Below are 20791 nucleotides of genomic sequence, written 5' to 3' on the forward strand. Positions count from 1 at the left end.
GTTCAAGCGGACCGGTCGCCGGCCTTAGCTTCGAGGGCCTGCTTGATCATCAGAATCGCACCGTCCACCGGGTCGCGTTCCGGCTTGACGCAAACAGCTCGATAGGGCGGCGGCAACCAGGGAAGAATGCGCGGGAAAACGCCTCCGATCATCGCTACCGAAGGCGCTCCGACCTCGAGCAAGCGCGCGATAGCGCGCGACACGTCGCGCGCAGCGTCCTCGACGATGGGCATGGCTAGGGCATCGCGTTTGTCCGCATGTTCGAAGACGAGCGGTGCGAAGCTGCCAAAGTCGCCAGGGGTCGCCGTGCCCGCCCACTCCACCGCGTTTGGCGGGTGGTGATCGAAACGGTCGAGTACCGCTTCCGCCAGCGGCGTCATCGGCGCCATGCCCTCCAGCGCCCACAAGGAGCGGCGGATGGCGTTGCGCCCGATCATCATGCCGCTGCCCTCGTCGGCGATGTCCGCGCCCCAGCCGCTGACGTTGATGCGCTCGCCGTTGACGAACGCCAGTCCGGCGAAGCCGGTGCCGACGATCAGAATCGCACCATCGCGGCCGTTGTGGGCGCCGAGCAGGGCCGTGTAGGCGTCGGTGTCGACCGCCACGGAGGCGAACGGCAGCGGTTGCGAAAGCACGAAGTCGCGGTCCCATGCCTGTTGGGTGCCGGCGAGGCCGAGGCCGGCATGAACACGGCCGAGATCGGCTTCCTCCAAACCGGCGTCAATCGCCGCCGCTCGACAGGCCTGAAGAACCTCGGCGATGGCGTCGTGCTTGAGGCGGGCGTTGCCGGCACCGGCCGAGCCTTCGCCCAGCTTCTTTCCGTCGGCGTCGTGCAACCGCGCGCGGGTGCGGGTCGCGCCGCCGTCGACACCCATGAACAACGGTTCTCTCATGTGTCTCGTGCGAGTTTCCGACACAGATACTGCCCGGCCGGCGCAAAGCCAAGCCGACTGACCGGCTGCGCTCGTGTTCGCTAAACGGGGACCGGCGCGTTCTCCGGGATCAGCTTCTCGTTCTTCAGATCGCTCCACAACGATCCGGGGATTTCGAGCTGCCACCATTCGAGGATCTGTTCCAACTCCTCGGCCGAGCGCGGCCCGGGAATCGTGCTCGCGACCGCCGGGTGGGCCAGCGGGAACTTCAGCGCCGCCGCTGCCAGTGGCACGTTGTGAGCATCGCAGACCCGCGCCAGTTCTTTCACGCGGGTCATTATTTCCGGGGGCGCGTCCACATAGTTCCAGGTTTCGCGACCGACGAGAACGCCAGAGTTGAATGGCCCGCCGATGACGATCGACGCACCATGAGCTTCGACGGCCGGGAGCAGGGTGTCGAGCGGGTCCTGCTCGAGCAGCGTGTAGCGCCCGGCGAGCAGGAAACAGTCCCATTGTGCATGCTCGAGTGCGTCGGCGATCGGCTTCGCCTCGTTGACCCCAAGGCCGATGGCCTTCACCTCGCCGGTCCGACGCAGCTCTTCGAGTGCCCGCCGCGCGCCGTCCATTGCCCTGGCATGCATCTCGGGTTGGACATCAACGCCGTGGGTGAAGGTGTCCGGATCGTGAATGTAGAGGATGTCGATGCGGTTCAAACCCAGGCGCTGAAGGCTGTCCTCGTAAGACCGCATGACGCCATCATAGCTGTAATCAAAATAGGGCTCGAACGGTAGCGGGCGGCGCCACGCATCGTTGACGTCTTGCGCTTCCTTAACGGGGCGAAGGCGGCGCCCGACTTTGCTTGACAAAATCCAGTCATCAAGGCCGCGCAACTCGTCGCCCATCAGTCGCTCGGAGCGACCGTAACCGTAAAACGGCGCCGTATCGAAGTAGCGGATGCCGGCATCATAGGCTTGGAGGATCAGGATTTTCGAATCGGCGTCGGTGAGGTGCGCCAGGTTTCCGGCGAGTGTTGCGCCTCCCAGGCCCAATGTGGTGAGTTCCAGATCGGTCCGACCGACTCGCCGCTTTTCGAATTCCATGCTGATCCCCTGTCACGCGCGTCAAAACGACCGCCCGTTGATATACGAGCGATCGGCACTTGGGGAGTCGAATAGCGAAAGGACGTCAACCGCGCCCGGCGTGAGGGCGCCGCAGCGCTCAGCCGATACACCAGCCGCGATAGCGTTTGCCGAAAATGTTGGTGCGCCAGCATCGGTAGGTGTTCTTGCCAATCGCGTAGCCCGCGACCGCACCGGCCGTGCCGCCGATCACCGCGCCGCCGACGGATTTGCTGGCCACGGCGCCAACCGTTGCGCCGGTTGCTCCACCGACCACGGCCAGGCGTTCCGCCCGCGTTGCCATGCAACCAGAAACCGCTGCCGCGCCAATCATGCACACGAGTGCCGCCGTTGCTGCTCGTCGCATTGTTCGTTCCCCGCCGCCTGCGATGACCGTTTGGATGGCTATTGGTCATGATAGCCGACCCGACGGTACTCATAGCGGAAAATCGGACGGCTGCGAACCCGGGCGTTGGGCCCGAATGTCGTGTTCAGGCAGTGCGACCGGCCGGGGTGGCCCCGCGGGGCGAGCCGCCGATCCTCAGCCGCTTGCGAAGTTCGGCGACCGCGGTCACGCCGAGACCGGTGAACAGCACCCACCAGGCCGGGCGGATTGAGAACGAGAAATCGAGGTTCGCGAGCAGGACCCGATCGGCCGGCGCGCCGGAGGCGATCCCGTACCAGGCGGCCTCGGTCAGGGCGGTAAGAAGCGCGGCGGAGACCGAAAGCACGACGAGGGGGACAAGGCCCTCCTTGTAGCCGCGCTTGGCCATCATCCGATACCCCATCAGCCAGTAGAAGAAACCGGTCATCAGCACGGGTGAGCTCACGTCGACCTTCGACTGCATGTAGTAGTGCAGGATGCCGAGCGCGGTAATCACGTAGATCGCCTTGTGCAGGCGGTTCCATTTCATTGCGCCCAACCGCTTGATCCACCCGTCGGTCGAGGTGACGGCGAGAAGCAGGATACCGATCATCGCGGCAAAACCGATCAGCAGATAGACGCGGAGAACAATTTCGGAGCCGATGAAGAGGACATCGAACTTCGAATCGATCACGTAGAACACGAAATGCAGGGCGATATAGAAAAACGCCGACAGCCCAAGGATGCGGCGGACGTGAATCAGCTTGGGCATATCGAAGAGCCGCCGAGCCGGCGTAACGGCCAATGTGATGAGCAGAAGATAAACGGTCCAGTCGCCGACCCGGTGAATCGCTTCGGTGATGGGCCGCGCGCCAAGGCCTAGAAAAACAGTGCGGTAGAGCAGCCACAGCGCCGGCAGGCTGACGAGAATCAGCGTCGTCGCCTTCAACGGCGAGAACCGGCCCGCCCGGTCGGTCCACGGCAGTTTCTCGGCGATGGCTTTGGTCTTGCTCATGGTATCCCTTGCAGCTCTGGTTCGGTCGCTGCGGATGGCTCGATCCTATAGATAGGCGCTAAGGGGCCTCACGGTCACGTCACTTGTTCGTAAGAAAAATGCGGTGATCGGTCGGAGTCATCGTGAACACCGCGAGAGCGGGCGGTTTCCTTGAAAACGGCGTCCATCCAATGCGTTAAGGGTGTGCATGGCATACTGGTCGTATCGGATCATTCTGTGGCTGATCGCGTTAGCCTACGCGTATTTCACTTTTGTCCGAGTCCTGAACATCACCGGCATGAGCGGGTTCGATTGGGCATCCGCCCCGCTGCCGTGGCAGATCCTCGACGTCTTCTACCTCGTCGTGAATCTGGTCGTCGTGTACGGCTTCGTCTTGGCGCTGCCGATTGGGTTCGTCGCGTTCTTCGTTGCCGCAATCACTCAGCTCGCCCTCTATTTCGTAGTGGAGCCCACCCAGAGGCAGTCGTTCGAGGATGTCGCGTTTGACTATCGCGTCGCGTTCCAGCTTGTCACGATCGCATTGGTGATGGCCGCCCTCTGGCTGAGAGAGCTTGCGCGCCGGGAGCGGAAGGCAGAAAGCTCCGGGTCAGGGTGACGTGTGCTATAGGCCGGTCCCGCAAACGAGAAGGTTGAACCATGGCACGCGGATCCATCGGCCTCGACGAACGCCTTGATGACTACATCGTCGCGGCTCATCGACCGGAGCATCCGGTCCTGACCAAGCTACGTAAGCGCACCGCGCCGTTGCCGCTGGCGATCATGCAGATCGGACCAGCACAGGGCGCGTTCCTCGCTTTCCTGGTCCGGATGACCGGTGCGAAGAACGTCCTCGAGATCGGAACCTTCACCGGCTACAGCGCGCTGGCGATGGCCCTGGCGCTGCCGCCCGGTGGCCGGATCGTCGCCTGCGACGTCAGCAAGGAATGGACGGACATCGGTCGGGAACACTGGGAAGAGGCGGGTGTCGTCGACCGGATCGACCTGCGGCTCGCACCGGCCTTGGAGACCCTTGCGGCAATGGAGGGCGAGGGCCTTCGCGACCACTTCGACCTGGTTTTCATCGACGCCCTGAAGAGCGAGTACGACGACTACTACGAGGCCTGCCTGCGGCTGGTTCCGGTCGGCGCGCTCATTACCTTCGACAATATGCTGCAGGAGGGCGATGTTGCCGATCCAGGCAAGTCCGGCGGGGCGGTCGACGCGATTCGAGGGGTGAACGCCAAGATTGCCAAGGACGACAGGGTGGATGCGGTGCTGCTGCCGGTCGGGGACGGGATGACCCTGGCGCGCCGGGTTCGCTAGCGAGGCTTCGAATCCACCTGGCCTCGCTCGGCCAGAATCCAGTCGGCCGCTGCACCGATATCGTCGACAATGGCGGTCGGTGACGGGTCGGCATCAGCCTCGGCGCCGGGCCGGTACTTGCCGGTCCGCACCAGCAACGCCTTGCCGATCCCTGTCTTCAGCGCTCCGGATACATCGGCCTCCACGTCATCGCCGACCATCACCACATCGGCAGCATCGCAACCGAGTGCGACGACCGCTGCCGCATAGAAGTCCGGCGCGGGCTTTCCCAGAACGATCGCGGGTTGTCCGCTGGCATACTCCAAGGCCTCAACAAACGCGCCCGCATCGAGGCTCAGCGCGTCGTCGCTGTCCATGAAGTAGCGGTTCTTGGCCAACGCCAGAAACGCAGCCCCGTCCATGAGGGCGCGAAAGGCAGTGTTCAGGGTCTCATAGGTGAACGCGTGTCCGGCATCGCCGACAACGACGGCAGAGCGCGATCCGCCCTCAAGACCGGCGAAGTCCCCAACCAGGTTGGGATGAACCAATAGATGCGGCGTCGCATCGCGCGCCAGAAGCCAAGTCCGGGCCGCCTCCGCGGGCGTGAACAACTCACTCGCGCTGATCGTGAAACCCATGCCGTGCAAGCGCTCGACGACGCCTGCTTTTGCGGTTCGGGTGGTGTTGGTGACAAACCGCACCGGCAACCCGCTGTCACGCAGCCGGCGGATAGCTTCCACTGCACCGGGCAGCACCGCGTTGCCGAGATAGAGGACACCCGCGAGGTCGAGAAGAACGCCACGTATCATGATCGTCGCCGTTTGAAATGTCCGGCGAGGATAACCGGTGCTCGTCGCGGCTGTGAAGCGCCGGTTACCGAAGGTCGGAGGTTTCCCGCGCGCGCCCGAATATGCGATGAGGCTGGGATCAGTCCAAGCCGCGACGGGGACCATGCCAGACATCATTGCTATCGGGGAACCACTTTTCGAACTCAACCAGCCCCATGGGGAGTCCATCTACCGCCGGGGATATGGCGGTGACACGTCGAACTGCGCGATCGCCGCGGCACGCCAGGGCGCCAGCGTCGGCTATGTCACCGCGGTCGGCGCCGACCAGTTCGGCGACGCCTTTCTGCGGCTCTGGCAGGACGAGGGCGTCGACACCAGCGCGGTGAAGCGTAGCCCGGTCGCCCATACCGGCCTTTACTTCATCTCACACGACGATACCGGTCATGTGTTTTCGTACATGCGGGCCGGGTCGGCTGCCAGCCGGATGACACCGGAAGACATCCCCGGCGACATGATCAAGTCGGCGCGCGTGGTCCATGCGTCAGGGATCAGCCAGGCGATTTCGTCAAGCGCCGCCGATGCGGTCTTCGCGGCAATGCGGATGGCGCGGGCGGCGGGGGTGACCGTTTCCTACGACACCAATCTGCGTTTGCGGCTCTGGCCGCTTGATCGGGCGCGGGCGATCATCCATGCGGCGGTCGCCCTGGCGGACATCGTGCGGCCGGGGCTTGACGATGCGCGTCACCTGACCGGCCTCACCGATCCGGACGCCATTGTCGACTTCTACCTGTCGATGGGCGCGCGCATCGTCGCGCTGACCCTGGGTGAAGACGGGGCCGTCGTTGCCACCAAGGAACGCCGCGAGCGGATGGCGCCGATTGCCGTCCGCCATGTCGACGCGACAGGTGCGGGCGACATGTTCGACGGGGCCTTCCTCGCCGAGTATCTGCGCACCGGCGATCCCTTCGACGCGGGTCGCTACGCCAATATGGCAGCGGCGCTATCGACTGAGGCCTATGGTGCGGTCGAGCCAATGCCGCGGCGCGCGGCGGTCGAAGCTGCGCTCAAGGATCGCGCCTGAACCCGAGACGCTTCAGGTGACCGGTATCGTCGGGGCGTTGAGTACAGCGACGAGCCGCTCAGGCGATACCGAGAACACGGCGTAAGGCGTTCCCGCCGCGGCCCAGACCGTCTGGTACTGCAGCAGGTCCCGGTCGACGTATGTCACGATAGCTTGTGCGTGCCCGAAGGGCGGGATGCCGCCAATGGCAAAGCCGGTCGCGGAGCGAACGAAAGCCGCGTCGGGCCGGACGAGTGCCATGCCAATCGTTCGGGCCGTTCTTTTCTCGTGGACCCGGTTTGCTCCCGAAACCAGGAACAGAAGCGGCTTGTCGCTGTCTTTTTCCTTGAAAATCAGAGACTTGACGATCTGTCCTACAGTGCATCTGCAAGCGACGGCCGCTTCTTCGGCTGTCCGTGTGCTCTCTGGCATCAGACGCGGCGTTACATCAAGGCCCAGGCCCTTCGCAGCGGCGGTAACGCGGTTAACCGCGTTTGACGATTGTCCCATGCCGACGCCTCCTTTCTCGTGTGTAGCCCGGGCCGCAAAGGTGTCAAACCTGACCGATTTTGCTAACACAACGGTAACCAGTATCGATCGCGCCACAACGGACGAGTCATGGATAACACCAGCGATAGCACAGGTCGGACCGGCAACGTACGGAGCCTTGAATCGGCCATTCGTCGCGTCCGCACGGCCGAGGCCGAACGTTCCGATGTGGTGGTGGAACTCCGGGATGCCGAACGCGCCCGGCTGGAGATGCTGGTCGACGCATTGAGGGGGGTGTTGGCCGAAATCCCGGAAGGCAACGACTCGCTCATGGTGAGCCTAGCCGCGGGCGTCCCGGCTCGGCTGTGGGTGGATATGACCGGTTTCGTGGTGATGGGTCGAGACAGGCGGACATACCGGTTCCTGAAGGACACCCGGCTTGGCCGGACGATCATCCTCGAGACCGCCGATGTCGACGCCATGGCCGACTGTGTCACGGACTACATCGCCGAACGGATTGTCGAGCGGGAGCGAGCGATCGAGGCGGACTGGGTCGTTCAACGTGGCAGGGAGCCGACAACGCTCCCGCGTCGCGAGGCGCGCGTCCGTTCCTTGGAGAGTCCGACACCAACGTCCCCGACAGCCCAGACTCCCGACCGTCGCAGCCATGGATGGATCGCGGCGGCGTTCCTGCTCGGCGTCCTAATCGGTGTCGCCGGGCTGTTCGCCTACGCTTGGTTGCGGGTTCCCTTCAGCTAGCGCCACGGCCGATAAGCCGGCGCTCTGACAGGACCTCGACCGGCCCATCGTCTTGGCGCCGGGCGTGTTCGGTCATATCGCAGATGAAGCCGTCCCTGGTCGACGCGATACGAAACCGGAGATAGCTTCCGCCGGGTAGCCCGTCGCGGGGATGAAGCGACGCCGAGGTCGCGCCGACGACCGGGACGGGACCTGTCGGTCCGGCGACATTGTCGACCGCGGTCCGATGGTTGTGCCCGTGGAGGATGAGTTCCGCACCGGACTTTTTGATCGCCTGGCGGAAAACACCGGCGCCGATCAGCCGGCGGTGCCACTTTGTTGAACCGATCGCTGGCGGATGATGGAGGACGACAACCCGGAACCGATCTTCTTCACCAAGTTCGGCGAGCAAATGGGCCAAACGGGTCGATTGGGATGGCCGGATGCGGCCGGTGGCCATGAATGGCGCCGTCGCCACCGCCGTGGATACGCCGATGATCGCCACTGGGCCTCGGCGCCGGACGAAGGGAAATCTGGTCGGTCCCGCCGGCTGGTTATCGCCGCGCATGAAGGGTTGCCACCCGTGCCCGACCATACGGGCCGCGCCAGGGATATACGCATCATGATTGCCGGGAACGACGGTAACGTCTTCCGGATCGCCAAGACGGTCGAGCCAGCGGCGGGCGGCATCGCTCTCGGCCTTGAGTCCGAGGTTGATGAGGTCGCCACTCACCGCGATATGGTTGGGCGGCTCGGCCTTGATGTCGGCGACCAGCGCGTCGAGATTTCTCCGACCAAGAGATCCAACACGGCGCCGATGCCAGTTGACGTAGCCGAGGATTCGCTTGGATACGAGTTCGCGCCAGCGAACCGCGGGCAGGGGGCCGAGATGCGGATCGGAGAGGTGGGCAAGCGTGAAGGCTGTCATGGACAAGTCCGGCTAAACCCGTGGCCGCGTCGATCTCAGCGTCAAGGTTTGGGAAACATCATCTGATCGAAAATGCTCCAATACCCGAACCTGGTTCGGGCGAGACGGTTATAGGGATCGTGCCCTGGTGACGCCAGTCGGACTGTTGGCCGCGTAGCCGACACGATCGTGAGCAGAAGGAGTCCCGCTGGAGTGGCCACGCTCACACGCAGTCTGTTGATCCGGCCATATTTGTTCTTCTCGCGCTTCCGTCGTGGAATGACCCTCGGCGCGCGGGCCGCGGTCTTTGATGCCGATGGACGTATCCTCCTGGTGAGGCACGGCTATGTGGCCGGCTGGTACCTGCCGGGTGGGGCGGTCGAGGTGGGCGAAACCGCCGCTGAGGCAGCGAAACGCGAGGTGCTCGAGGAAGGTGGCATCCGCCTCGACAGCCCGCCCGAACTCTTCGGGTTCTATCTCAACCGGCAGGGCCTGCAGCGGGATCACGTCGCCTTGTTCTTGTGCCGGTCCTGGTCACAGGTCCAACCGCCGCCGCGAAACGCCGAGATCGCCGACAGCGGCTTTTTCGCCCCGGACGATCCGCCTGAGGGTACCAGCGTCGGGACCCGGCGCCGCTTGTCAGAGATCATGAACGGGGGGCGACCGGCTGACGAATGGTAGGGGCGCTTTACGGCACCCGCTCGAAGTGGTATCGGGCCGGCCTCCAAACGAGGCAACCGTCTCATGGCCATGAAGCGTCTCCGACGACGAACGATGTCAGCTGGTGCCATTCCAGCCATCGCCGCCCGACCGGGCTCCGTTCGCGAATAGAAAAACGAAAGCGTAACAGGTGGCCGGGCGGGTGAACCACGCCTCCGACCGGACCGCCTGCCATGAAAGCCGACACACTGGACTATCGCGCCGAAACCCTTGCCGATCACACGGATATCGAGGCCCTGCACGCCGAGGCCTTCGGTCCCGGACGTTTTGCCCGCGCTGCGTTTCGGCTGCGGGAAGGCGTCCCTCACGATCCGGCTTTGTCCTTCATCGCCACATCCGAGCAGATACTCGTTGCCTCCGTGCGGCTGACGCCGATCACGATCGGCGGACGGTCGGTGCTGCTGCTGGGCCCGCTGGCCGTCAAACCGGCCTTCAAGGGACAGGGAGCGGGGCGAGCCCTTGTCCGGATGGCGGTCGCAGCCGCACGCGAAGCCGGCCATCGGGTGATCCTTCTGGTCGGTGATCTGCCCTATTACGCACCGCTCGGCTTCCAGGCATTGCCGCGACGCGCGGTGATATTGCCGTCGCCGGTGGATCCCGATCGGGTGCTTGCCGCCGAATTGGTTCCCGGAGCCTTGGAGGGCCTGTCCGGCCCGGCGCGCCGTATCGCGCCCGAACCGCAGGGTTCTTCGGACTAGCGTCCTTCGCGGAACCAGGTCAGGCCGGGAAGCAGCAGCAGAACCAGCAGCGCCAGGAACGCGGCCGGACCGGCATAACCGCCGAAAAGTGGGACGCGGACGATGCCCTTAAGGACGCTCGCGTCGGTCATGCGGATTCCCATCCAATCGGCGCCCGACAATGTCGCGCCGCCGCTGATCGGGACGATCCTGGGGACGTCGAGGTTGCCGTCGCTGTCGGCCATGCGCGCCACGCGACCGCCGGTTTCCTCGGCCAGTGGCGACAGGATGGCGGTCGTCGACCGGGCGTCGATGAACTCTTTCGGGTTGGCCGCGCCAACATGGGCGAATGCACGGCGCCCGTCCTGCTCTACCCGGTAAAGCCCGATCTCCTCGCCCGGCAATACGGCGCGCCACAGTCCCGGTGCCGCAACTTCGAGCGGCAGCGTCTCCAACGCGCCCGACGGCGTGACGACGGTAGCCGGCGGCGTCTCGTCGGCCATTGTCTGGCGTTCCACCACCAACTCGCCATTGTTGGCCACTGCGCGCAGCGCTTCTTCCTCAAGGTCTGGCTCTTTCATCAGCCAGTGAGCGAGACGGCGGAGCAGATCGACGTGGGGGCCGCCGCCTTCGAAACCGCGCGCCCACAGCCAGGCGTGATCGGATAGCAGGAGCGCGACCCGCCCTTCGTCGACCCGGTTGAGAACCAACAGCGGCTTCTCATCGGGGCCCGACATGATCGTGTCGCCGCCGGGGCTGCCGACATCGATGACGCGGAACCAGCGTCCCCAGCGGGGCGGGTCGAACGACGCCCCCTCGAGACCACGGGTGACAGGATGCTTGTCACCGGTCTCGGTGACCTCGGCGTGAAATGGCGTCTCGGTGATGGTCCCGGTCGGCGCCACCGGCAAGACCGGCGACAGCGGCGTGTCGTAGAGGCTGCCTTCATTGGCGTAGTCGGGACCAGCGGCGATCAGGACCGCGCCACCGTCGCGGACGTAGCGAGCGATGTTGTCGAAGTAGAGTATCGGCAGGACGCCCCGGTGCCGGTAGCGGTCGAAGATGATCAGGTCGAACTCTTCGATCTTCTCCGAAAACAGCTCGCGGGTCGGGAACGCGATCAGCGATAGCTGATTGATCGGCGTGCCGTCCTGCTTCTCTGGCGGACGAAGGATGGTGAAGTGGACGAGATCGACCGACGCGTCGGACTTGAGGAGGTTCCGCCAGGTGCGCTCGCCGGAGTGGGGCTCACCCGAAACCAGGAGCACGCGGAGATTCTCGCGGATCCCTTCGATGGTGGCGACGGCGCGGTTGTTGATGTTCGTGAGTTCGCCGTCGAGCGGCTCCGCCTCGAACTCGAGGATGTTGGGGCCGCCGTGGGTTATTTCCACGGATAAGGATTCTGCCTGGCCGGCGGTCACCACTTCGCTGGAGAGCGGATTGCCGTCGCGGCTGACCGTGACCCGGACCGCGGCTCCAGTCGGCGTATCGCCGTCGTCGACAACCCGGAACCGGATGGTCTGCGGTTCGCCGACGATTCCGAATCGTGGCGCAGCGTCGATCACCAGCCGACGATCGACCTCGTTGTCGCGGCCGGAGATCAGGACGTGAACCGGCGCGCCTCCGCCGAGCCCATCGGCATCGGCCGGGGCATCATGGACCTGGCCGTCCGACAGGACGATAACCCCGCCAAACCGCTCGGGCGGCACATCGATGAGATTGGTGGCGAGCGGTTCGAACAGCAGCGTCCCGTCGACCGTGCCGCCGCCGTCCTGGCCAGCGACGACAGTTCTGAGTTCGATGCTGTCGAACCCGCTGAGCCTCGCCTCCAACGCCTCGCGCATTGCCGATGTGGTCGCGTCACGGTCGTCGAGGCTCTGGCTGGCGCTCTGATCGACGACCATCGCTACCACGGTCGGAAGCGGTTCGCGATCCTCCCGCAACGCGACGGGATTGAGGAGGGCGGCGAACAGCACCACGGCGGCAGCCGCTCGCAGCCAAGCGCCGCGCATCCGTTGCCAGATGCCGAAGACAATCACGACGATGACAAGGATACCGGCGCCGGCGATCAGCCAGGTAGGTAGCAACGGTTCGAGCGACAAGGACCAGTTCATTGGCCAAGCCGTTCAAGCAGGGCGGGGACGTGAACCTGATCGGCCTTGTAGTTGCCGGTCAGGGTGTACATGACGATGTTGACCCCTGTGCGGAACGCCATTTCACGTTGGATCGGGTCGGCGGGGACGGTGGTGTAGAGGAGTTCACCATCATCGCTCATCGCCCACGCAGCGGCGAAGTCGTTCTCGGTGATCAGAATGCTCGACACGCCGTCGCCGGCCTGCGCCGGCCGGTCGGTGCGGGCGGTCTCATCCGCCATCGCCTCGACCCACAGCGGTCCACCGGCATATCGCCCGGGAAATTCGGTGAGTAGGTAGAACGCCTTGGTCAGCACGTGGTCGCCCGGTACCGGTTCGAGCGGCGGGATGTCGAGGCTTGCCAGCATCTCGCGGAGCCGCTCGACCGCCGGCGTTCCGCTGAAACTGCCGAAGCTGGTTGACCTTTCGAGCTGGTCGCGGGTGTCGAACAGCACCGATCCGCCCTGCCGCATATAGGCTTCGACTCGCGCCATGGTCGCGGAGTCGGGCAATGGACCGTCAGCGTCGATCGGCCAGTAAAGCAGCGGATAGAAGGCAAGCTCGTCGCGCGCCGGATCGATTCCCATGGGGTCACCCGGCTCAAGCGCGGTCCGTTCCGCTAGGATGCGGGTCAGGCCTCTGAGGCCGGCGGCGCTGACGGTATCGATCTCGTCATTGCCGGTTTCGACATAGGCGAGCCGCGTCTGGCTAACGGCATCTACAGCGAACTGATCCGCCTCGTCATCGGCCGACACGGGCGTTGGCTGATACGCTAGCCCAACGGCGATCGCGATCGCCAAGATGGTCGCTGCCGCCTGCGGTCGGCGGAAGGTCAAGGCTCGGTTCAGCCACAGCACGGCGAGCGCGTCGGCCAGGAACAGCGCCAACGCCAGTGCCAACAGCCAGGGCCGCAAATCGAGCGGTGTTTCATCGGGATAGGGGATCACTGTTGCGTCGGGAATTATCGACAGGTCGAGCGGTGTGAGGGCCGTGGTCTCCGACAACAGGTTGAGCGACCGGAACCCCTCCTCGGTACCATAGAGGCCGGGCGGATGGTTGGGCCCAGGGACCGGTTCGGCACCGGTAGCTGGGATCGGCTGGGCGTCCGGTCCAGGCGTGACGAACCGACCGTAGCCGTCGAGCAGCCGAAATGGCGGCACCGTGGCGACATCGTTCTGGCTCTCCGGCGTGCGCTCGGCTCGGGCGGCCGACGAGAACGCCACAACCTGACGAAGCATGTCGACGAACGTTCCCGACAACGGCAGGTTCGACCAACTCGTGTCGGCCGTCACATGGAAGAGGACGAGCCATCCGTCACCGAACGGCGCTGCTGTGACGAGTGGCGTGCCGTCGTCAAGTGCTGCCCAAGTGCGCTGGGCGAGGGTTCCGTCGGGCTCGGCGAGAACCTGACGCTTGACCAGCACATCCGCGGGGATGTCGAGACCGGCAAAAGGACCTGTTTGGGCGAATCGCGCCAACGGCTGTTCCTCCTGCCAGGTGAGCGATCCGCCGAGCACGCGATCGCCCTGGCGCAACCGAACCGGGACCAGCGAGTCGGTCGCAGTCGCCAAGCGTGGCCCAGCAAACCGGACCAGTGTTCCACCTTCGGCGATCCACCGGCTGACCTCATCTTCGACCTCTGGAGGCAGTGTGCCGATGTCGGCCATGGCGATGATGGACACGCCGCTGTCGATCAGTTCCGGAACGGCGACCGCGGCGTTGGCGTCGCGCGGCTCGTAAATGTCAGCAAACGGCTCGACGGCGCGGCCGATGTAGTAGAGCGGCGACAACAGCGGTTGCGCGGTGTCGGCTGCGGCGCCCGACAAGAGGCCAACGCGACGGCGGCGCCACCGTTCGTCCAACAACTGAACCGCCCCGGCGGTCTCGTTTCCAACGATCTCGAGCCGGGCGATGTCGTTGCGGAGTTCGACCGGCAGGTCGATTTCGGCGTTTCCACTTGTGGCGTCGCCAGCGATCGTAAACGGAAAATCCCCGATCGAACGGCCGCGGATGTCCGTCGCCCGGACGAAGCCAGCCGTCGTCGGGCCGCTGCTTTGTCTGACCACCGGCACGGTCAATGCACTGGCGCCGCCGGTCGGTGGCACCAGACCGACGATGTCGCGATCGGGATCGGCGTAGACCAGAATGTCGCCGTCCACCGCATTGCTCAGGAATCCAGCGAATGCCGCGTTCGCGTTGCCACCGAGGCCGTCCGACAGCCAGGCGACTCCGCCGAACGGGGTTTCGCCGCGGGCGACGTCGATCGCGGTGGTCAGCGCGGCATAATCGGCGGCATAGGGGCGCGGCGCCATGGCGTCGAGCCGGCGCAGTGCCTCCGCTGCGTCGCCAGGTGCCAACTCCTGGCCGGTGCCGTCGGCGGTACCGATCACGGTGATCGGCCGTGCATCTTCTTCAGCGTCGCGAATGACCTGGCGCGCGGTGTCGACGGTTCGGCTCCACCTCGGTGCCGATGCCCAACCGTTGTCGACCACGACCAGCAACGGACCGGAACCCGCGGCGCGGTCCGCGCTCGGCTTGTAGATCGGTCCGGCGAGCGCGACGATCAGCGCCGCGGCGATCAGGCAGCGCAACAGGATCAGCCACCACGGGGTCTGGGCCGGCTGCTCCTCCTTGGGCGTGATCTCGAGTAGCAGCCGGGTTGGCGGAAACGTTTCCGTCTTCGGTTTGGGCGGCGTCACTCGCAGCAGAAACCAGATCAGCGGCAGCACCAGCAGCGCCAGCAGAATGGGCGGATAGGCGAAGGCGAAGGGCAGACCGCTCATGCTGCCTGACCCATCGGTAGCGAGAGCGATGGCGACTGCCGGTCGGTAAGGCGCGCGTGCAGGGCTAGCAGCGGCTCGGTGGCCGGCCGATCCGTCCGGTGAATGAGGAAGCTCCAGTCAAGCCGGCGGCAGATCGCCGACAGTCGGTCGCGTAGCGCCGCCAACCGGTCGCGATAGTCGTCACGATAGGACTCGGCCCGGCTCACCACATGGCGCGCGCCGCTTTCGGGATCGATGAATTCGGTGCGACCGGCGTAAGAGAACGTCTCCTCGATCGGATCGACCACCTGAACCAGGTGGGCCCGAGCGCCGCTGCGCACGATCTCATCGAGGCGCGTCTCGGTTTCTTCCATCGGATCGAGGAAATCGCCGATCAGCACAATGTCCGTGAAGCGACGAAGCGGCCGCAAGTCCGGCGGCTTCGATTCGGCGTGGGCGAGGAACTCGGCCACGCGTTCGGCGGCGTTTCGCGAAAGGATCGGATCGCTCTCGCCGATCAGCCCGACGCGTTCGCCGGCCAACGCCAGCATCTCGGCTACGGCGAGGATCAGCACCAGCATCCGGTCGCGCTTGGACACGGTCGAGAGCCGGGAACGAAATGCCATAGACGGTGACAGGTCTCCCCATAGCCACACCATATGGGCGGCTTCCCATTCCCGCTCACGGACGTAGTAGTGATCGTCGCGGGCAGACCGGCGCCAGTCGACGCTCGATGCCGTTTCGCCAGGCAGGAACGGCCGGAATTGCCAGAATGTCTCTCCGCGACCGGCGACCCGTCGGCCGTGCCAGCCGGCGATCACGGTTGCCGCCACGCGCCGGGCCTCGACAAGGAGATCGGGCAGCCCAGCGGCCACGCCCTTCGCGTCGGCGAGGGTGCCGTGCATTGACCCGGTACTCCGCCCCTCGGATCGCGGGTTGGCCATCGTCAGCCTATCTTAGCCCTCAGATCGGCGATGACGTCGCTGACGGTCAAACCCTCGGCGCGTGCGGCGAAAGACAGGGCCATGCGGTGCTTCAGCACCGGCTCGGCGAGGTCGGCCACGTCGTCCAGCGATGGGGCCAGACGGCCGTCGGTGAGCGCCCGGGCGCGGACCGCGAGCATCAACGCCTGACTGGCGCGGGGGCCTGGACCCCAGGCGATGGTTTCGTCGAGCTTGGCGTCGCCACTGCCGGGACGGGCCGAACGCACCAGGTTGAGGATGGCTTCGACCACCGATTCGCCCACCGGCATCGTCCGGACCAACCGCTGGATCGCCTGGATTCCGGGCGCGTCGAGCACAGCCTCGGCCTGGCCTTCCGTTGCGCCGGTGGTTTCAAACAGCATCCTGCGTTCAGCATCGCGATCCGGATAGTGCACGTCGATTTGCAACAGGAACCGGTCGAGCTGCGCCTCCGGTAGCGGGTAGGTGCCTTCCTGTTCGAGCGGGTTCTGGGTCGCGAGCACATGGAACGGCGCTGGTAGATCGTGTCGGGCTCCGGCGACCGTAACGTGATGTTCCTGCATCGATTGGAGGAGGGCCGATTGCGTGCGCGGGCTCGCCCGGTTGATCTCGTCGGCCATCAGCAATTGGGTGAACACCGGTCCCGGGACGAACCGGAACGCGCGGCTGCCATCGGCGCCTACGTCCATGATCTCGGAGCCGAGAATGTCCGACGGCATCAGGTCGGGCGTGAACTGGATCCGTGCCGAAGAGAGCCCGAGCACCGTACCAAGCGTCTCGACCAGCTTGGTCTTGGCCAGACCGGGCACGCCGATCAGCAGTCCGTGCCCGCTCGCCAGGATGGTGATGAGGGCCCGATCGACGACGGTTTCCTGGCCGTAGATGATCTTGGCAATCGCTGACCGCGCGGCCTTGATCTTCTCGACCGCGGCTTCCGTTTCGACGAGGATTTTGTCCGGGTCGACGGCAGGCGGTTGGGTCAATGCACTCATGGAGGACGTGGCGCTCCCTCAGGTTCCGACCCGCAAATCGGGTCACCATTCACCAGTGTTACACGGCCGGCGGCCCAACAGTAGGCCAAACCCGGACGATCGACGTCACGCCCCGCCCCATCATGACATAGGGTAAAGCCGGGCGAAACAATGGCCGTAGAGGCTTCTTTTGCCGCGCCGGTTCAGGGTGACGATCGTCGGCGTCGTGATATCGTCTCCGGATGCACGTGTCTCACCCGCCATCCCCCTACGCCCCCACACGTTTTTTCCGCCTGCTGACGGAGCGGCTCGGCACGATCCAGGACGGCGTCGTCCGCGGCGATCACGTTCTCAATCCCGAGTTCGCCGACCATAATGTGTCCTACCGCGATGCGGCGGTGCTGGTTCCCATCGTCGCTCGGGAGCCGGAAGCTACCGTGTTACTCACGGTGCGGACAGCGAATCTCAGCGATCACGCCGGGCAGATTGCCTTCCCCGGCGGCAAGATTGACCGGGGCGACGACAGTCCATCGGCGGCGGCGCTGAGGGAGGCCCGCGAAGAGATCGGTCTCGATTCATCCGCCGTGGATCTCCTCGGTACCCTACCGCCGTATCTGAGCCGAACAGGATTCCGAATCGCCCCCGTCGTAGCGCAGGTTTCCCCGACCCACCGGCTCACGGTGAACCCGCAAGAAGTTGATCATGCGTTCGAAGTGCCGCTAGCGTTCCTGATGGACCCCACCAATCACCGGCGAACCAGCCGGGTATTTTGGGGGAAGCGGCGGTACTTCTATGAGATGCCGTTCGAGCAGCACTATATATGGGGCGTCACCGCTGGGATCATTAGGGAGCTGTACGAGCAGGTCTTTGTCTGATGGGTCGCATTATCGCGTTCAATCTCTTGTTCTTTCTCCTGCCGTTCGGCGTGTATGTCGCTTGGCTGTTCGCCACCCGTGGCGCCGCCAACAACGCTGGCGACTGGACGATGAAAACGATCGGTTGGTTGGCTGTGGGCGGTGCGGCCTTGATGGTTGCCGCGCTGGTCGTTTTCGTGCAATTCACCGGTGCGCCGCCGGGTAGCACCTATGTTCCGGCTCAATTCATTGACGGCGAGTTGGTTCCCGGCCGTTTCGACTAACGCCGAGGCGGCTCAATGGCCGAAGCCCTTCCGAACCTGGCGAACCGGGACTGGTTCCAGGCAAAGGCCGTGCGAACGGTGTTCGAGATACTCGATGCCGATGGCCCACCATCGCGGATCGTCGGTGGCGCGGTCCGCGATGCGCTGGCCGGCGTTCCGGTCGGCGACGTTGATTTCGCCACACCGCTCAGCCCCGATTCGGTCATCGAACAGGCTGGCAAGTCCAGCCTGAAGATCGTCCCGACGGGCGTTTCGCATGGCACCGTTACCGTCGTAGCCGAAGGCATCGGGTTCCAGGTCACCACGCTGCGTGAGGACATCGAAACCGACGGGCGCCACGCGGTCGTTCGGTTTGGAGACGACTGGACCGCCGATGCCCGCCGTCGCGACTTCACCGTCAACGCGCTGTCGGTTGATGCCACGGGGCACGTTCACGATCCGCTCGGTGGGTTGCCGGACATCGAAGCTCGGCTGATCCGCTTCATCGGCGATCCGGATCAGCGCATCGCCGAGGACCACCTGCGGCTCCTCCGCTTCTTTCGCTTCAATGCGACGTTCGCGTCCGGGCCGCTCGATCCAGCCGGCCTGTCTGCCGCGATCCGCGCGCGCCATTCGTTGCGCGACCTGTCGGCCGAGCGGATCGGCGAGGAGATGCGGCGGCTGGTCCTCGGTGGGCGAGCTGCCGAGATCGCCGGGATCATGCAGGACGCCGGTGTTCTCGGCGTTGTACTGGGTGGAGTCGGCTATATCGGGCCGCTTCAGCGGCTCGCGGCATTTGCCCCGCAGAGCGGTGCGGCGTTGCGCCTCGCCGCGTTGGGATGTCGGGTTCAGGACGACGTCGAGCGTCTCGCTGACCGGCTTCGCCTTTCGAATGCCGAGAGCGAACGAATGGACAGCGCCCTCGTCAACGCGCGCAAAATCGCCGTGCCGATGACCGAGCACGCTGCGAAGCGGATGCTCTATCGCTGTGGTGCCGACGCGTGGCGTGACGCCGTAGCGCTCGGCTTCGCCTGGGCGGCGGGCGGCGACAACGACGAGGCTTGGCAAATGCTCCTTAGCCTTCCTGATCGCTGGGCGGTCCCGGCTTTTCCATTGACGGGAGCGGACGTCCGGAAGCTGGGAGTCGCCACCGGGCCGGCGGTCGGATCGTTGCTGCGATCGATCGAGTCCTGGTGGATCGAGTCAGATTTTCAGCCCGACGAGGACGCATTGCGCCGCCGGCTGCAGCAGATGGTGAGTGTTGCCCAATAAGACTTGGGCGCGGTCCGGAATTCGGTTAGCTTCCGCCGCATGGCGAGGAAAAGAAGAAATCGCGTCAAACGCATGTGGAAGACGGTTGCCGTCTTCCTGTTCGGCGGCGTCGTCGGTTCTGCGTTCGGTGTCGCCGTCGGACTATTCGCATACCCGTTCCTGTTTCCGCCGCCGGCGGCCAATGAGATGCTGACAGCGGCCGATCGCTCCAATCTGGTGGCGACCGGCACTTTCATCCACGCCGACCCATCCGATCCCATCCACTACGGCAGCGGTGGCGTCAGCGTGTACGAGCGGACGGTTTTCCTCGAGCCTGACTTCGAGGTTGGCCCGGGGCCGAAGTACCACGTCTATCTGGTGCCGAAAGCGAATATTCGAGACTCTAGAGACGTCGTTGACACCATGTATGTGGATCTCGGCCAGTTGCGTGCTTTCGAGGGCAGCCAGCGCTACGAAATCCCGGCGGGGGTGGATCTCGCTGACTTTCCCAGCGTTGTTATCTGGTGCGAGGCGTTTTCGGTGCTGATCTCGCCCGCCGACCTCGATCCGGCAGGGACGGCCTCAGAAACCGACGAACCGGCGACGGCTGCGGCGGAGCAGGGCTGATCCAATGGAAAAGGTCGACGGCATCGGTGGCGTGTTCTTCCGGGCCGAAGACCCCGACGCGCTTGCCGGCTGGTATGAGGCCCATCTGGGCGTAACCCGAACGCCGGACAGTTACGACAAGCCGTGTTGGACCCAGGCGGCGGGCGAGACCGTGTTCGCCCCGTTTCCGCGTGATACCGACTATTTCGGCCGTGCCGACAAGCAGTGGATGGTGAACTTCCGGGTGAGCGATCTCGACGCGATGGTTGCCCAGCTGCGCGCCGCCGGCATCGCCGTCGAGGTGGACGAATCGGACTATCCCAATGGCCGCTTCGCTCATCTAAGCGACCCGGAGGGCAACCGCATCGAATTATGGGAACCCAAGACTCCGGCGTAGCCGCTTGACCTCGGTGTTGACCTTCCGGCGGTCGCGTTCTGAGATGGGCTTGCGAGGAGGTGTGAAATGCGGCTGATCAACGTTCTCTGTCTTTCGACCGCGATGGGTCTTGCCTCGGTTGCGGCATTCGCCGCCGCGCAAGACAGCCAAGCGGCTGCGGAGGAAGCACTCGACGCGTATCTGGAATACGCGGCGCTCTATCATGAGAACGAGCCAAGCATGGAGGACGTGCGGCCGTTCATTCACTATCCGTTTATCTACCTGACCGATGGCGAACGGCACGTCGTCACCAGCGACGAAGAGCTCGCCGACGGTATCGACCTCTATCACGAAACGTTGCGGGGTATGGACTGGACCGAGAGCGCACTGATCGATGGCGCCTTCGCCGTCCCGCTCAACACGAACTCAGCGCTGATCACCGCCGAATGGGAGCACCGCATAGACGACGGCTTCCTTGGCGATTGCGCCGTCTATGGCTACCGGCACGTGATGACAAAACACGCGGGAACGTGGCAGCTCACATTGACGGCGTTCAGCGGCTGCGTTGAGCCGCCATAGCCCGAA

23 protein-coding genes are annotated in these 20791 nt (G+C 64.8%); 12 read left to right on the plus strand and 11 right to left on the minus strand.

Annotation, left to right across the window (positions count from 1 at the left end; all coding sequences use genetic code 11):
- Window positions 1-2: 2 nt before the first annotated feature.
- From ACO076_RS09840 to ACO076_RS09855, 4 genes are all read right to left on the minus strand, one after another.
- The gene (locus ACO076_RS09840) at window positions 3-893 is read right to left on the minus strand and encodes a BadF/BadG/BcrA/BcrD ATPase family protein (RefSeq protein WP_421726537.1); all 891 of its coding nucleotides are present in this window, start codon (window positions 891-893) and stop codon (window positions 3-5) included.
- A gap of 80 nt (window positions 894-973) precedes the next feature.
- Entirely contained in the window at window positions 974-1972 is a 999-nt protein-coding gene (locus ACO076_RS09845) for an aldo/keto reductase (RefSeq protein WP_421726538.1), read from the minus strand.
- Between the two features lie 118 nt (window positions 1973-2090).
- Window positions 2091-2357, minus strand: coding sequence for a glycine zipper domain-containing protein (locus ACO076_RS09850; protein ID WP_421726539.1), 267 nt, complete (start codon window positions 2355-2357; stop codon window positions 2091-2093).
- Window positions 2358-2481: 124 nt separating this feature from the next.
- Window positions 2482-3369 (minus strand): sulfite oxidase heme-binding subunit YedZ, encoded by an 888-nt coding sequence (locus ACO076_RS09855; RefSeq protein WP_421726540.1) that lies wholly within the window; start codon window positions 3367-3369, stop codon window positions 2482-2484.
- 187 nt (window positions 3370-3556) lie between these two features.
- On the opposite strand from ACO076_RS09855, the gene ACO076_RS09860 reads away from it, so the two are divergent.
- On the plus strand, window positions 3557-3964 hold the full coding sequence (locus tag ACO076_RS09860) for a hypothetical protein (RefSeq protein WP_421726541.1): 408 nt from the start codon (window positions 3557-3559) through the stop codon (window positions 3962-3964).
- A gap of 41 nt (window positions 3965-4005) precedes the next feature.
- Window positions 4006-4671: a class I SAM-dependent methyltransferase gene (locus ACO076_RS09865; protein WP_421726542.1), complete on the plus strand. Its 666-nt coding sequence runs from the start codon at window positions 4006-4008 to the stop codon at window positions 4669-4671.
- Here the strand turns inward: ACO076_RS09865 and ACO076_RS09870 are convergent.
- A complete protein-coding gene (locus ACO076_RS09870) occupies window positions 4668-5459 on the minus strand; it encodes a TIGR01458 family HAD-type hydrolase (protein WP_421726543.1) in 792 nt (263 codons plus the stop codon). The genes ACO076_RS09865 and ACO076_RS09870 overlap by 4 nt on opposite strands.
- 142 nt (window positions 5460-5601) lie before the next feature.
- Here ACO076_RS09870 and ACO076_RS09875 point away from each other — a divergent pair, with 142 nt between their 5' ends.
- On the plus strand, window positions 5602-6519 hold the full coding sequence (locus tag ACO076_RS09875) for a sugar kinase (RefSeq protein WP_421726544.1): 918 nt from the start codon (window positions 5602-5604) through the stop codon (window positions 6517-6519).
- 12 nt (window positions 6520-6531) lie between these two features.
- On the opposite strand, the gene ACO076_RS09880 is transcribed toward ACO076_RS09875, so the two are convergent.
- Window positions 6532-7008, minus strand: coding sequence for a YbaK/EbsC family protein (locus ACO076_RS09880; protein WP_421726545.1), 477 nt, complete (start codon window positions 7006-7008; stop codon window positions 6532-6534).
- 108 nt (window positions 7009-7116) lie between these two features.
- Here ACO076_RS09880 and ACO076_RS09885 point away from each other — a divergent pair, with 108 nt between their 5' ends.
- A complete protein-coding gene (locus tag ACO076_RS09885) occupies window positions 7117-7746 on the plus strand; it encodes a hypothetical protein (protein ID WP_421726546.1) in 630 nt (209 codons plus the stop codon).
- Here the strand turns inward: ACO076_RS09885 and ACO076_RS09890 are convergent.
- Window positions 7739-8653: a metallophosphoesterase family protein gene (locus tag ACO076_RS09890; RefSeq protein ID WP_421726547.1), complete on the minus strand. Its 915-nt coding sequence runs from the start codon at window positions 8651-8653 to the stop codon at window positions 7739-7741. The two genes, ACO076_RS09885 and ACO076_RS09890, sit on opposite strands and share 8 nt — an antisense overlap.
- A gap of 192 nt (window positions 8654-8845) precedes the next feature.
- Here ACO076_RS09890 and ACO076_RS09895 point away from each other — a divergent pair, with 192 nt between their 5' ends.
- A complete protein-coding gene (locus ACO076_RS09895; RefSeq protein WP_421726548.1) occupies window positions 8846-9313 on the plus strand; it encodes an NUDIX domain-containing protein in 468 nt (155 codons plus the stop codon).
- Window positions 9314-9525: 212 nt separating this feature from the next.
- Window positions 9526-10050: a GNAT family N-acetyltransferase gene (locus ACO076_RS09900; RefSeq protein WP_421726549.1), complete on the plus strand. Its 525-nt coding sequence runs from the start codon at window positions 9526-9528 to the stop codon at window positions 10048-10050.
- Here the strand turns inward: ACO076_RS09900 and ACO076_RS09905 are convergent.
- The 4 genes from ACO076_RS09905 to ACO076_RS09920 are packed head-to-tail and all read right to left on the minus strand — an operon-like array spanning window position 10047 to window position 16877.
- Window positions 10047-12143, minus strand: a complete 2097-nt coding sequence (locus tag ACO076_RS09905) for a hypothetical protein (protein WP_421726550.1) — start codon at window positions 12141-12143, stop codon at window positions 10047-10049. The two genes, ACO076_RS09900 and ACO076_RS09905, sit on opposite strands and share 4 nt — an antisense overlap.
- Window positions 12140-14944, minus strand: coding sequence for a DUF4159 domain-containing protein (locus tag ACO076_RS09910; protein WP_421726551.1), 2805 nt, complete (start codon window positions 14942-14944; stop codon window positions 12140-12142). The genes ACO076_RS09905 and ACO076_RS09910 overlap by 4 nt, the downstream gene beginning before the upstream one ends.
- Complete coding sequence (locus ACO076_RS09915; RefSeq protein ID WP_421726552.1) at window positions 14941-15867, minus strand: DUF58 domain-containing protein; 927 nt, start codon at window positions 15865-15867, stop codon at window positions 14941-14943. Before ACO076_RS09915 ends, ACO076_RS09910 begins: the two co-directional genes overlap by 4 nt.
- Before the next feature lie 2 nt (window positions 15868-15869).
- On the minus strand, window positions 15870-16877 hold the full coding sequence (locus ACO076_RS09920; RefSeq protein WP_421726553.1) for an AAA family ATPase: 1008 nt from the start codon (window positions 16875-16877) through the stop codon (window positions 15870-15872).
- Between the two features lie 221 nt (window positions 16878-17098).
- Between ACO076_RS09920 and ACO076_RS09925 the strand changes: the two genes are divergently transcribed.
- The 6 genes from ACO076_RS09925 to ACO076_RS09950 all read left to right on the plus strand — a co-directional run bounded on the left by ACO076_RS09925 (window position 17099) and on the right by ACO076_RS09950 (window position 20785).
- Window positions 17099-17731, plus strand: coding sequence for a CoA pyrophosphatase (locus ACO076_RS09925; protein ID WP_421726554.1), 633 nt, complete (start codon window positions 17099-17101; stop codon window positions 17729-17731).
- The gene (locus ACO076_RS09930; RefSeq protein ID WP_421726555.1) at window positions 17731-17994 is read left to right on the plus strand and encodes a DUF6111 family protein; all 264 of its coding nucleotides are present in this window, start codon (window positions 17731-17733) and stop codon (window positions 17992-17994) included. The genes ACO076_RS09925 and ACO076_RS09930 overlap by 1 nt, the downstream gene beginning before the upstream one ends.
- 15 nt (window positions 17995-18009) lie before the next feature.
- Window positions 18010-19245, plus strand: coding sequence for a CCA tRNA nucleotidyltransferase (locus ACO076_RS09935; protein ID WP_421726556.1), 1236 nt, complete (start codon window positions 18010-18012; stop codon window positions 19243-19245).
- Between the two features lie 72 nt (window positions 19246-19317).
- On the plus strand, window positions 19318-19851 hold the full coding sequence (locus tag ACO076_RS09940) for a DM13 domain-containing protein (protein WP_421726557.1): 534 nt from the start codon (window positions 19318-19320) through the stop codon (window positions 19849-19851).
- Between the two features lie 4 nt (window positions 19852-19855).
- On the plus strand, window positions 19856-20227 hold the full coding sequence (locus ACO076_RS09945; protein WP_421726558.1) for a VOC family protein: 372 nt from the start codon (window positions 19856-19858) through the stop codon (window positions 20225-20227).
- A gap of 66 nt (window positions 20228-20293) precedes the next feature.
- On the plus strand, window positions 20294-20785 hold the full coding sequence (locus ACO076_RS09950) for a hypothetical protein (protein WP_421726559.1): 492 nt from the start codon (window positions 20294-20296) through the stop codon (window positions 20783-20785).
- Window positions 20786-20791: the final 6 nt, after the last annotated feature.

Source organism: Bauldia sp., assembly GCF_965232525.1.
Classification (GTDB): Bacteria; Pseudomonadota; Alphaproteobacteria; order Rhizobiales; family Kaistiaceae; genus Bauldia.